A 13047-nucleotide genomic window follows, 5' to 3' on the forward strand; every position below is an offset into this window, starting at 1 on the left:
TACAGAAAGTTTTTTAAAATTTAAAATTATAACTAACAGCAGGAACAATTCCAAAAATCGAGGTTTGTACAGCTTCATTTGCGCCAGTATCCACGTTTTGACGAAAGTTGATAGACGCTGCGTTATGACGGTTGTAAAGATTGTAAATGCTAAAAACCCATTCTCCTTTCCAGTTTCGATCTTTATTTTTTCTGGGTGTCAAAGTTGCCGAAACATCTAAATGGTGATACGCCGGTAAACGGTTTTCATTTCTTTGTCCGTAGCTGGGAACCGTAATTCCTAAATATTCGTATTGACCGTTAGGATACGTAACAGGCTGACCGGATTGTAAAGCAAAGTTAGCTCCAAAAGACCATTTTTCGTTTAGATTATAAGCAGATGTAACAGCTAAATTATGTGTTTTATCATAAGCTGAGCTATACCATTGTCCGTTATTAATTCCTGTTTCTTCCGGAGTTCTTCCCGGAGTTTGCTGTTCTGATTTTGATAAAGTATACGAAATCCACCCATTAAATTTTCCTTCGTTTTTCTTTAGCATAAATTCCAGACCGTAAGAGCGCATTCTTCCGTTCAGGATTACTTGTTCGATAGCGTCATTTGCAATTAAATCTGCACCATCGATATAATCTAATCTGTTTTGAATTTTTTTGTAATAGGTTTCAACTTCTACAGAATATGCGCCATTATTTATGTTTCTAAAATAACCCAAAGCAACCTGATCTGCAATTTGTGGTTTGATATAGTTATCACTTGGCATCCAGACATCAAGCGGAGTAGGAGATGAGGTGTTTGATATCAATTGAAGATACTGCGACATTCTGTTATAACTCGCTTTTATCGCCTGATCATCATTTAATTGATAAGAGGCTGAGAAACGAGGTTCTAAATTGTTATAATTTTGGATTTGTTTGTTTTTGCCAAAATATTTAGTCGATGTTGGTGTCGCTTTTTCATAAATCTGCATGTCAGTATTAAAAATAACAGGCTCATTATTATCATAATAATTGATTGTCGAAGCGCCTAAACGATAAAATAAACTATAACGTAAACCGTAAGAAATCGTAATTTTCTTAGAAAGCTGATTTTCGGCTTCAATATATACAGAGGGTTCAAAGGCGTATTTTTTGTCTAATTGATCCGGATTAATTCCTGATGATTCGTTGCTTGGTTTGATAGTTCCGGGATTGAATTCGTAATAAATTCCGTTTAGACCGTAGTTTAATTTGAATTTATCTGAAATATAGTTTTTGAAATCGTATTTGATATTATAGTTCTTAATTCCGGAATCCCATTTGAAACCTACAAAATCTAAATCCAGACCATAATAGTAATCACTGTAAATCAACGATAAATTTGCAAATAATTTATCAGAATATAAATGATTCCAGCGTAAGTTCAGGGTTGCATTTCCGTATGTATTCGTAAAACTTTTATTCAGGCTAAACACGTCACGGCCAAAATAACCGGATAAATACAAACTATTATTATCATCGAGTTTATAACTTAATTTTGTATTTAAATCATAAAAATAAGCCGAGTTATCTTTTTGGTCTTCTGACAATTTTAAAAATAAATGAGCATACGATGCTCTTCCGCCAATTAAGAACGAACCTTTGTCTTTTACAATTGGACCTTCAGCAAGAATTCGGCTTGAAATTAAGCCTATTCCTCCGTTTACATGAAATTCTTTACTGTTTCCGTCTTTTTGATAAATGTCTAAAACAGAAGAAGCTCTTCCGCCATAGCGGGCAGGAATTCCGCCTTTATATAATTTTAGATCTTTTATGGCATCGGGATTAAAAACAGAGAAAAAGCCAAATACGTGAGACGAATTAAATATTGTAGCTTCGTCTAATAAAATCAGGTTTTGATCTGCGCCGCCGCCACGAACATTAAATCCTGAAGCTCCTTCGCCGGCATTTGTAACTCCGGGAAGTAGCAAAATCGATTTTAGAACATCGACTTCGCCCATTACAACAGGCATTTTTTTTATGGTGGCAATAGAAAGTTTATTGGCGCTCATTTCTGGCGATTTTATATTGATTTTACCTCTATTATCCTTAATAATAACTTCCTGAAGTTCTTCGCCACTTTCGTTTATGGCAAAATTATTTTTAGTGTTTTGATTTAGAGAAACTGTTTTTTCAATGGTTTTGTAACCAACATAACTAATCTCTATTTCATACTCACCTTGAGGAGCGGTAAGCGAATAAAATCCATATTCGTTGGTTGTAGTTCCTATTTTTAAAGACGGAATATAAACATTGACACCAATTAAGGTTTCATTATTTTTAAAATCAGTTATCGTGCCGCTAAGTGTAAATTTTTCCTGAGCAAATGAAGTCAAAGTCGTGAAAAGGAGGATAAAAAGAAGGCCAATTTTTTTTGTAATCATTGTCTTGTATTTGAATCACATAGTTAACAATTCTTACTAAATATTTTCATAGAAAGATTGTTAAACATTAGTTAAGAATGCTTTCTATTTGTTACAGGTTTTAGAGTTTTTATTTTTTAGACTTTAAAATTCTATTCATGCTTTTTCTTTAATTGGTAATTCATAAAAATTAATATTGAAGATTATAATCAAAAAAAAAAGACAACCGGTTAAAGTTGTCTTTTTAATATATAAATCTTAGAGCTGCACCAGAGCGCATCTTTTATTGATAAACTATTTTATTTCAGCAATAATTGCATTAAATGTTGCACTTGGGCGCATTGCTTTGCTTACTAACTCAGGAGTTGGCTGGTAATAACCACCAAGAGTTTGAGGTTTTCCTTGTGCTCCAATTAATTCAGCATCTATTTTAGCTTCGTTAGCTTCAAATTGAGCAGCAATTGGAGTAAAGATTGCTTTTAATTCAGCATCTTTATTTTGAGCAGCAAGAGCTTGTGCCCAATAGAAAGCAAGGTAAAAATGAGAACCGCGGTTATCAATTTGTCCTACTTTACGAGCTGGAGATTTATCGTTAGCAAGGAATTTGTCGTTAGCTTCGTCAAGAGTTTCAGATAAAACAATTGCTTTAGAGTTGTCTAAAGTTTGTCCTAAATGCTCTAAAGATGCACCAAGTGCTAAAAATTCTCCTAATGAATCCCAACGTAAATATCCTTCTTCTGTAAATTGCTCAACGTGTTTAGGAGCAGAACCTCCGGCACCAGTCTCGAACAATCCACCACCATTCATTAACGGAACGATAGATAACATTTTAGCTGAAGTTCCTAATTCTAAAATTGGGAATAAATCAGTTAAATAATCACGTAAAACGTTTCCTGTTACAGAGATAGTATCTAAACCTTTGATGATTCTGTCTAAAGTAAATTCAGTAGCAGCAATTGGGTTAAGAATACGAATATCAAGATTTGTTGTATTGTGGTCTTTTAAATATTTTTGAACTTTTACGATCAATTCTCTGTCATGCGCTCTGTTTTCGTCTAACCAGAAAACAGCAGGAGTATCAGATAAACGAGCTCTGTTTACAGCAAGTTTAACCCAGTCCTGAATTGGAGCGTCTTTAGCCTGACACATTCTAAAAATGTCATTAGTTTCAACGTTTTGCTCCATTAAAACTGTTCCTTTATTATCAAGAACGCGAACAACTCCGTCACCTTTTATTTGGAAAGTTTTGTCATGAGATCCGTATTCTTCAGCTTTTTGAGCCATCAAACCTACGTTAGGAACACTTCCCATTGTTTTTGGATCAAAAGCACCGTGTTTTTTACAGAAATCGATAGTTGCAGTATAAATCCCGGCGTAAGAACGATCTGGAATAACAGCAAGCGTATCTTGTTGTTTTCCTTCTTTATTATACATCTGTCCAGAAGTACGAATCATTGCCGGCATAGAAGCATCAACAATAACATCAGACGGAACGTGTAAGTTTGTAATTCCTTTATCAGAATTAACCATTGCAAGAGCTGGTCCGTTTTCGATAGCTTTCGTAATGTCAGCTTCAACTTCAGCTTGTTCAGGTCTTCCGGCAATTTTTGCGTAGATATCACCTAAGCCGTTTCTTGTATCAATATTTAATTCAGCAAATAAAGTTTCATATTTTTTGAAAAGATCAGCAAAATATACTTCAACGATAGCGCCAAAGATAATTGGATCTGAAACTTTCATCATTGTAGCTTTTAAATGCACAGAAAGTAAAACACCATCTTTTTTTGCTTCAGCAATTGCTTCAGCAGCAAAAGTTTTTAATTTTTTTACACTTAAAACAGAACTGTCGATAATTTCACCTGCTTTTAATGGAGTACTTGCTTTAAGAACAGTAGTTGTACCGTCTTTTGCAACGAATTCGATTTTTACATCATTAGCGTCTGCAACAGTAAGCGATTTTTCACTTCCGTAGAAATCACCGTTTGGCATAGAAGCTACTTTAGTTTTTGAGTCAGCAGACCAGGCACCCATTGAGTGTGGATTTGCTTTTGCAAAGTTTTTAACCGCTCTTGGAGCTCTACGATCAGAGTTACCTTCACGTAAAACAGGATTTACAGCAGAACCTAAAACTTTAGCATATTTAGCTTTAGCATCTTTTTCGGCATCATTTTGAGGATCTTCCGGAAAATCAGGAATTTTGTAACCGTGAGATTGTAATTCAGCAATAGCCGCTTTTAATTGTGGTACAGATGCTGAAATGTTTGGTAATTTGATGATATTAGCTTCAGGTTGTGTTGCTAATTGACCCAATTCTGCCAAAGCATCTCCGGTTTTTTGAGCATCAGTTAAAAGCTCAGGAAAATTTGATAAAATTCTACCCGCCAAAGAGATGTCTCTAGTTTCAATTGCAATACCTGCAGTAGCAGTAAATGCCTGAACAATTGGTAAAAAAGAATAAGTCGCTAACAATGGCGCCTCATCAGTTAAGGTGTAATAAATTTTTGAATTCTGTGTCATTTTTTTTTTTTTTTTATAATCGTATCGTCAGGAAATGGCGATGTAAAAGGTATAGTTGGCTCAAAACGAGCGGAGCAAATATAATAAAAACAGTCCGAAAACGGTGTAGTTTTTCTCATAATTACCGAAATTATCAGATTGTTATTTCGGTGTCATTTAATTGTCAAATCGATGGTTTTCATATTAAAAAATTACAGTTTTGATGAATCTTAAGTAAAAGCAGAACATTTCGAAAAACGGAAATATCACAGTTGCATAAAATCATTTTGTTTTCGCTTGTTTTTGTATGAAAAATTGTATTTTTGACTAAAACGCAAAAGACATATAACAAATGTGAGATACATTGTTTAATATGTTTTTTACTTGTTGTTTATTATTACGCTTAATCATTATCTTTGAATTATGAGCACACTTACAAAACCAAATCATATAGGGCGAAAAATCAGCCGTATTCGTGAACTTCGTGATATGAAACAAGAAGCTTTGGCGCAGGCTTTAGGAACAAGTCAGCAAACTGTTTCGGCTATTGAAAACAGTGAAACAATAGATGATGAAAAACTTGCAGAAGTTGCAAAAGCGCTTGGCGTAACTGTTGAAGCAATTAAAAATTTTTCAGAAGACAATATGATTAATTATTTTAATAGTTTTCATGATAATAGTTTTACAAATGGAGCATTCAATGCAAATCATTGTACTTTTAATCCATTAGATAAATTAATTGAAGCTTATCAGGAAAAAGAAAAGCTTTATGAACGTTTACTACAATCCGAAAAAGATAAAATAGAATATTTGGAAAAACTATTAAAAAAATAGAAAACCAATTTTTCATTAAAATACAAACCGATGCTTTATGAGTGTCGGTTTTTTTATTTTGGGCGTGTCCCGCCGAAAAAGGCGGGTCGGGCTATCCGCTTTAAGTCCTCGCACTTCCTTCGTCAGGCTGTGGGCTTTCCACTTCTATCCCTCACGCAAACGGTAAAACGAGAACTTTTTGTTTATTAAGCGCGATTATCTCCACAATCTTGTCATTTCGACGAAGGAGAAATCTTCGCAAGAAACTCGACAAAGATTGACGATTTTGATCGCGTCCCGCGTGTGATTTACTTCGTCTGTTCGCTATCTTTTTTGTTCCATCGGAACATCTCATCGGTAATCAAATAAACACGGCATTTTTTACGTTCCGTCGGAACGTTTGATTTTATAAATAATGACATCAAAAACACATACATATTAGACGCACAATTTGTCAAACGTCCCTACAGGACGATATTTTTCACGATCTATTTTTTTTCTACCGATGAGATGTTCCGATGGAACAAATTGTTGCTGACTACTCAATCTTGTCATTTCGACCGAAGGGAGAAATCACACGCGGGATTCGGCAAAGATTGACGATTTTGATTGCGTCCCGAAACTCGACAGTAATCCGTAGAGTTTGTCATTTCGACGGAGGAGAAATCTTCGCAAGAAACTCGACAAAGATTGGCGACTTTAGGAACGGAGTTACTCGCGAAGATTTCTCCTTCGTCGAAATGACAAGATTAAGCTGATAAAATCCGTTTTAATCTGTGTTTTCGCAAAGCGAATCCGCGTCATCCGCGTTCAATATTGTCATCAATCTTTGCCGAGTTTCTTGCGAAGATTTCTCCTCTGTCGAAATGACAAGATTGCGAATATTAGATAACCTAAAACTTTGACAAAGGTATTCACGGTTCTATTTGACAGAGCAAGAAAGCCAAAACTAAACGAAAATATTGTTATGAAAACGATTGCCCTAGCCCCGATAGAAGTGGAAATCCTTTTGATTTTTTCTTTAAAAAGCAAAAGATTGAAACGAATAGCGGGATTAGCTCCTAAAAATGATCACGCAAAATATTTTTAAAAATCAGGCATAAAAAAAAACTCGTTTCAAATAAATGAAACGAGCTTTTTTATAACAAAGAGATAAATGATTATCTTCTTTTATCTTTAATCTTAGCTTTTTTACCAGTAAGTTCTCTGAAGTAGAAAATTCTAGCTCTACGTACAGCTCCTTTTTTGTTGATTTCAATTTTCTGTAAAGCTGGTAAGTTTACTGGGAAGATACGCTCAACTCCAATAGCTCCTGACATTTTACGGATAGTAAAAGTTTCTGTGTTACCAGAACCTCTTCTTTGAATAACAACTCCTTTGAAAAACTGAGTTCTTGTTTTTTCACCCTCTTTAATTTCGTAGTAAACTGTGATAGTATCTCCAGCTCCGAAAACAGGGAAATCTTTTTTAGCAACTAATTCGGTTTGAACGAATTTCATTAAATCTGCCATGATATCTTATAATTATGGTTTTTATATAGAGCAACATTCACGGATCTCGCCAGAGGTTAGTCTAATTCGGGTGCAAATGTAGAAAATAATTATGAATTATAAATTGTTAATTGTAAATTATTTTAAGTTGTTGATAAATTGATTGTTAAGGGTGTTTTCTTTGTTTCAAGTTTCGGAATGCGTTCCAATATAAACCTGAAACCTGAAACCTGAAACCTGAAACCTGAAACTTGAAACAAAAGAAACCTGAAACAAATTTAATGCTCTTCAAGCAAATCTGGTCTTCTGTTCTTTGTATGTTCAAAAGCCATATCCTCACGCCATTTGTCAATTTTAGCAAAGTGACCGCTTGTTAAAACCTCCGGAACTTTCCATCCTTTATAATCTGCAGGTCTTGTATATATAGGTCCTGAAAGTAAATTATCCTGAAAACTATCTGTTAATGCTGAGGTTTCATCGCTTAAAACACCAGGAATTAATCGGATTAAAGCGTCTGATAAAACCAAAGCGCCTAATTCTCCGCCAGATAAAACGTAATCACCAATCGAAATTTCTTTGGTAATAAAATGATCTCGCACACGCTGATCTACACCTTTATAATGTCCGCATAAAATGATAATGTTTTCATACATCGACATAGTATTGGCCATTTTCTGGTTCAGCGTTTCCCCATCAGGCGACATATAAATAATCTCGTCGTATTCACGTTCGGTTTTTAGATGTGTAATACAAGCATCAATTGGCTGAACGGTCATCACCATTCCGGCACCACCGCCAAAAGGGTAATCGTCGACGCTTTTTTGTTTGTTTGTAGTATAATCGCGTAAATTATGAAAATGTACTTCGACAAGACCTTTGTCTATGGCACGTTTCATAATCGAAGCCTCAAACGGACTTCTTAATAATTCAGGCAAAATCGTTATAATGTCAATTCGCATTTTTTTTCTTCAATAGTTCAGTTGGCAAAGATACAAAGTTAATATTTGAGAAGTTTAAAGATTTACAGGTTCACATATTTAATAGGTTTTTTAGTTAATATACCTGTTTAACAGGTTGTTATGTAATTAAATAAATAGAAATTATATAAAAAATAAATTTTTTCCTGTAAATTTATGCCGCTGATTTTCAATTAATATTATGATGTGAAATTTTTACTGAAAAATAATTTTTAAATTGACTATTATGATCAAGAACATACTTTTTTTAATTGCAATTATGGTTTTGCATTCTTGTGCAAGTACTAAAAACTCAAACGATAATTGGATTGGAGAATCAAAAAAAAATCTAATAAAAAGTTGGGGAACTCCAATAAGAACCTTAAATAATGGTGAACAAGGAGAGATACTTATTTACGGAGAACAAGTTTATGAGAATGCTAATAATGATGTAGGTTCGAGAATAGCAGGACCTAATTATTGGACTTATCAATTTGTATACATAAATAAGGAAGGAAAAATTTATTCTTATAGAACAGATAAACAGCAACATACACCTCAGGAAATTGCTGTAAAATAGAAAAGCGGATTAATTGCCAAAGATTTTATTATTTCGATAATTTTGAAGAAGAAGGCGAAAAGTAGATTTGGGTTTTAAGTTTTTTGTATTTCTTCTCGTAATATTTCTTCCCAGTAAAAAGCTCAAAAAAAAATAAGAAAATCAAAATAGAAAATAAGAATAGTTGTTTTTTGAATATATTTAACAAAAAGTATATGAAGAAAATCGCTATTCTTATTTTTATAATATTTTGTTCCTGTAGTAAAGAAAAAACTAAAGAAACTCAAAAAGAGAGTCTAAAAGAAATTCCTGAAGAAGCCTCTTATTTTAAGCAAATCAAGAGTAACGATTTAAAGTTGGCTGAGCCAGTTTACGGAGATTGGTTGTATTCGCATAAAGAAAAAGGACAAACTTTTGAGCAATATTTTGTAGCTAAACATATCGTTCCAACAAAGGAGGCGAATATTATTTATATTCGACCTATTGGGAATTTTAATTCTTTGCAAAAGAAACAAATTCAGCTCACCAATGAATATTTAGAAATTTACTTTCAATTAAAAACAAAAACGTTAGAGCCTATTTCTAATGATGTAGTTCCAAATTCTGCCAGAAGAATGATGTCTGATCATGAACAGTTATTGGCCGGTTATCTTTTAGATGATGTTTTAAAAGAAGATAAACCTTTAAACACAATTGCTTTAATGGGACTTTCAGAACTGGATTTATATCCTAAGCCGGAATGGAATTATGTTTTTGGTTTGGCTTCTTACCACGATAAAGTGGGAGTGACTTCAATTTATAGGTTTCAGGATGAAAAACTGACTTCTGAAAATTTTAATTTATGTTTATCAAGATTATTAAAAACAAGTTCTCATGAAATAGGACATATGTTTGGTCTGCATCATTGTATTACTGCAGATTGTGTGATGAACGGAACCAATAGTTTATCTGAAACAGATGAGAGTACCATAAGATTATGTTCTGTTTGTCAAAGAAAATTGAATTCATGTATAAAATATGATAATAAAAAGAGACTTACGGATTTAGAAAAATATTTTAAAAAGAATAATTTAACAGATGGGTTAAATTTAATGAAAAAGGATATTGAGATTATTCAGTAAAAATAAAATAAATGAAAATTTTAGCTATAACAGGTAGTACAAGAAAGAATTCAAGCAATTACAAGATTCTAAAATTTATTTCGGAAAATATAAAAGCGGAGTTTGAGATTGAAATTTTCGAAGATTTAGCTCAAATTCCCCATTTTAATCCGGATTTAGATACAGAGAATCCTCCAAAGGAAGTTGAAGATTTTAGAAATAAAATTAATCAAGCTGATGGAGTTATAATATGTACTCCGGAATATGTTTTTAGTCTGCCCGGAAGTTTAAAAAATGCACTGGAATGGTGTGTTTCGACAACAATTTTTTCTAATAAAAACACAGGATTAATAACAGCTTCTGCTTCGGGAGAAATGGCACATGAACAATTAATTTTGATAATGAAAACAGTCCAGGCTAAACTTGAACAAAGCACACAACTTTTGATACAAGGCATTCGTGGAAAAATTAATGAAGAAGGAAAAATTATAAACGAGGAAACGGAGACTGCTTTGGAGAGCTTTATATGCAATTTTGAAAATCAATTTTTAGTGTCTCAAGATTCTTCTAATTCGATTAAATGATTAGTTTTACTGTAGCTTTTAAAATTAAAAATGGTTACAAGAAGAAATTTTCTATTACATACAAGTTTGGCCACAGCAGCAGTTTTGGCCATGCCTTCACTAGCGTTTACTATGGATAAAAAAGAAATAGGTTTGCAATTGTATACATTGCGTGATGAACTTCCTGCAAATGTAAAAGGAACTCTTGAAAAAGTCGCTGCAGCAGGATTTACAACTGTTGAAACTTATGGTTTTTCTATAAAGGATCAGTTTTGGGGACTTTCTCCAATTGAATTGAAGAAAATATTAGATAAAAACGGACTTAAAGCAGTAAGTGGACATTATAATTTAGGAAGTTTTTTAGCAGATGGTAATATCACAGAACTCAAAGCTGCGATTGAAGCTGCTACAATTTTAAAAACGGAGTATCTTACAATTCCGTGGGTCGATGAACCTTTTAGACAAAATATCGCAGATTATAAAGTAATAGTATCCCGCTTGAATGAAGCTGCAAAAATGTGCCAAAAAGCAGGTTTAAAACTGGCATACCATAATCATGATTTTGAATTTCAAAAACATGACGGAGTTACTGGTTATGAAATTCTATTAAACGAAACGGATAAAAACGCAGTCTATTTTGAATTAGATTTATACTGGGTTGTTCGTTCAGGAAATAACCCGCTACAATTATTTGAAAACAATCCCGGGCGTTTTAAAATGTGGCATGTTAAAGATATGGATAAGTTAAATCCGGCTTTGAACACAGAAATAGGATCAGGAACAATTGATTTTAAAACTATTTTTGAAGCTGCAAAACAATCTGACATGAATCATTTTTTTGTGGAACAGGAAAATAATTTTAATCCAAATCCCTTTGAATCTATTAAAAGGAGTTGTGATTTTATTTCTAAAAGTTTAATCTGGAAATAAAACCATTTTAAATATTTTGTGCAAATTCAATAAAAAAAATATATATGAAGAGTTTTGGATCAAGTAAAGAATTTCTAAAAGGAGATGATATCGAGTGGGAAGTAGTTGGTGAAGGAATAAAGCGTAAAATTTTAGCATATGACGACAGGGTAATGTTAGTAAATGTTCATTTTGAGAAAGGCGGAATTGGCGTTTTGCATGAACATTATCATACTCAGGTAACCTATGTTTCAAGCGGTAAATTTGATGTTACTATAAATGGCGTTACTGAAACGCTGAAAGAAGGAGACAGTTTTTATATTCCGCCTCATGCAGTTCATGGAGTTGTTTGTTTAGAAAGCGGACTTTTGACAGATGTTTTTAGTCCTGCAAGAGAGGATTTTTTTAAATAGAATTAAACGAATAAAATCAGTAAGTATCTGTGTTTTCGCGATAGCGAATCCGTTTAATCAGCGTCAATTTTTAGAACGCTGATGACGCAGATTTACACAGATTTTATAAAAAAAATAACTTTAATTATAAGTTTAGATTAAATATTGATAGTATTTTTGCCGAATGAATTTATCCAAAACGAATGTCTTATTTATGGCAGCTTGCACTGGACTTATAGTTGCAAATCTGTATTACTGCCAACCCTTAATTGTTTTAATTGCCAACGAATTTAAGATTCCTGAAGCCAGTGCGGGAACAATAACCTATTTAACTCAGGCAGGTTATGCGATTGGGTTATTTTTTATGGTTCCGTTAGGAGATAAAATCGAGCGAAAAAAGCAAATTTTAATGACCACTTTCGCCTCTGTAATTGCCTTAATTCTTGCTGCTACAGCAAAAAGTTTTTTTCTACTGCAAATTGCTTCTTTATTGATCGGAATCACTTCGATAGTTCCGCAGCTTATTTTGCCTTTGGCAGCTTCGTTAAGTGCGCCGGAACAACGAGGGAAAGTAGTTGGTACCATTATGAGCGGATTACTTGTTGGTATCTTGTTGTCAAGAACTTTAAGCGGATTCATAGGTCAGATTTTAGGCTGGAGATCGATGTTTTATATTGCAGCCGGAATTTGTCTTTTGATCTTTTTTGTGATTCAGAATAAATTTCCTGTCAACAAACCGCAATTTCAGGGAACTTACGGTCAGTTAATTAAATCTCTTTTTACACTTATAAAAACACAGCCAATTTTACGTGAAGCAACGCTTATAAATGTGTTCAGTTTTGCACAATTTGGTGCTTTTTGGGTTACGATGGTTTTGCTGCTTTCAGGAGAACCTTTTCATTACAGTAGTGCTACAATTGGTTTGTTTGGCATTGTAGGTGCTTCAGGGGCTTTAGCAGCGCCTTTAGTAGGTAAAATGGGAGATAAAGGAGGTTCAAGAGTAGCTGTGGGTTACGGTTGTTTATTGATTTTAATCAGCTTTTTGATTTTTTATTTTTCAATAGAAAGCGTAATCGGAATTGCGATTGGAATTGTTTTTATTGATATAGGAATTCAAGGCGTTCATATTTCAAATCAAACCAGAGTATATTCGTTACTTCCGGAAGCAAGAAACAGATTAAATACCGTATTCATGTCGTTTAGCTTTTTAGGAACTGCAGCCGGATCTGCTTATGGATTACTATTATGGAAACTTGGCGGATGGCACGCTGTAGCTATTGGCTGTGTGGGATTGTCATTACTCTCATTTGTAGTTTACGGTCTTACTTATAAATCAAAGTCTAAAAAAGTCTAAAAAATAGAAAGCACAAATTGATATAAAATTAATTTGTAAAT

Annotated in this window: 12 protein-coding genes; 8 read left to right on the top strand and 4 right to left on the bottom strand. The window is 33.5% G+C overall.

Annotation, left to right across the window (positions count from 1 at the left end; translation table 11 throughout):
* Positions 1-13 precede the first annotated feature (13 nt).
* Entirely contained in the window at positions 14-2395 is a 2382-nt protein-coding gene (locus BXU01_RS20175; RefSeq protein ID WP_083694968.1) for a TonB-dependent receptor, read from the bottom strand.
* Between the two features lie 273 nt (positions 2396-2668).
* Positions 2669-4891 (bottom strand): NADP-dependent isocitrate dehydrogenase, encoded by a 2223-nt coding sequence (locus BXU01_RS20180; RefSeq protein WP_083694969.1) that lies wholly within the window; start codon positions 4889-4891, stop codon positions 2669-2671.
* Positions 4892-5293: 402 nt separating this feature from the next.
* Between BXU01_RS20180 and BXU01_RS20185 the strand changes: the two genes are divergently transcribed.
* Entirely contained in the window at positions 5294-5704 is a 411-nt protein-coding gene (locus BXU01_RS20185; RefSeq protein WP_083694970.1) for a helix-turn-helix domain-containing protein, read from the top strand.
* Between the two features lie 946 nt (positions 5705-6650).
* Positions 6651-6773 (top strand): hypothetical protein, encoded by a 123-nt coding sequence (locus tag BXU01_RS23910; RefSeq protein WP_255373807.1) that lies wholly within the window; start codon positions 6651-6653, stop codon positions 6771-6773.
* A gap of 70 nt (positions 6774-6843) precedes the next feature.
* On the opposite strand, the gene rplS is transcribed toward BXU01_RS23910, so the two are convergent.
* Together rplS and trmD are read right to left on the bottom strand one after the other, a co-directional pair.
* On the bottom strand, positions 6844-7194 hold the full coding sequence (gene rplS, locus BXU01_RS20195) for a 50S ribosomal protein L19 (protein WP_055098496.1): 351 nt from the start codon (positions 7192-7194) through the stop codon (positions 6844-6846).
* Between the two features lie 257 nt (positions 7195-7451).
* The gene (gene trmD, locus BXU01_RS20200; RefSeq protein WP_083694972.1) at positions 7452-8132 is read right to left on the bottom strand and encodes a tRNA (guanosine(37)-N1)-methyltransferase TrmD; all 681 of its coding nucleotides are present in this window, start codon (positions 8130-8132) and stop codon (positions 7452-7454) included.
* Between the two features lie 244 nt (positions 8133-8376).
* Between trmD and BXU01_RS20205 the strand changes: the two genes are divergently transcribed.
* From BXU01_RS20205 to BXU01_RS20230, 6 genes are all read left to right on the top strand, one after another.
* Positions 8377-8709: a hypothetical protein gene (locus BXU01_RS20205; RefSeq protein ID WP_255373808.1), complete on the top strand. Its 333-nt coding sequence runs from the start codon at positions 8377-8379 to the stop codon at positions 8707-8709.
* Positions 8710-8903: 194 nt separating this feature from the next.
* Complete coding sequence (locus tag BXU01_RS20210) at positions 8904-9809, top strand: archaemetzincin (protein WP_083694973.1); 906 nt, start codon at positions 8904-8906, stop codon at positions 9807-9809.
* Between the two features lie 11 nt (positions 9810-9820).
* Positions 9821-10372, top strand: a complete 552-nt coding sequence (locus BXU01_RS20215; RefSeq protein ID WP_083694974.1) for an NADPH-dependent FMN reductase — start codon at positions 9821-9823, stop codon at positions 10370-10372.
* Positions 10373-10402: 30 nt separating this feature from the next.
* Positions 10403-11281 (top strand): sugar phosphate isomerase/epimerase, encoded by an 879-nt coding sequence (locus BXU01_RS20220; protein ID WP_083694975.1) that lies wholly within the window; start codon positions 10403-10405, stop codon positions 11279-11281.
* 44 nt (positions 11282-11325) lie between these two features.
* A complete protein-coding gene (locus BXU01_RS20225) occupies positions 11326-11673 on the top strand; it encodes a cupin domain-containing protein (protein ID WP_083694976.1) in 348 nt (115 codons plus the stop codon).
* A gap of 193 nt (positions 11674-11866) precedes the next feature.
* Complete coding sequence (locus BXU01_RS20230; RefSeq protein WP_255373809.1) at positions 11867-13006, top strand: MFS transporter; 1140 nt, start codon at positions 11867-11869, stop codon at positions 13004-13006.
* Positions 13007-13047 lie beyond the last annotated feature (41 nt).

Origin of the sequence: [Flexibacter] sp. ATCC 35103, assembly GCF_001975985.1 — a bacterium.
Lineage (GTDB): Bacteria > Bacteroidota > Bacteroidia > Flavobacteriales > Flavobacteriaceae > Flavobacterium.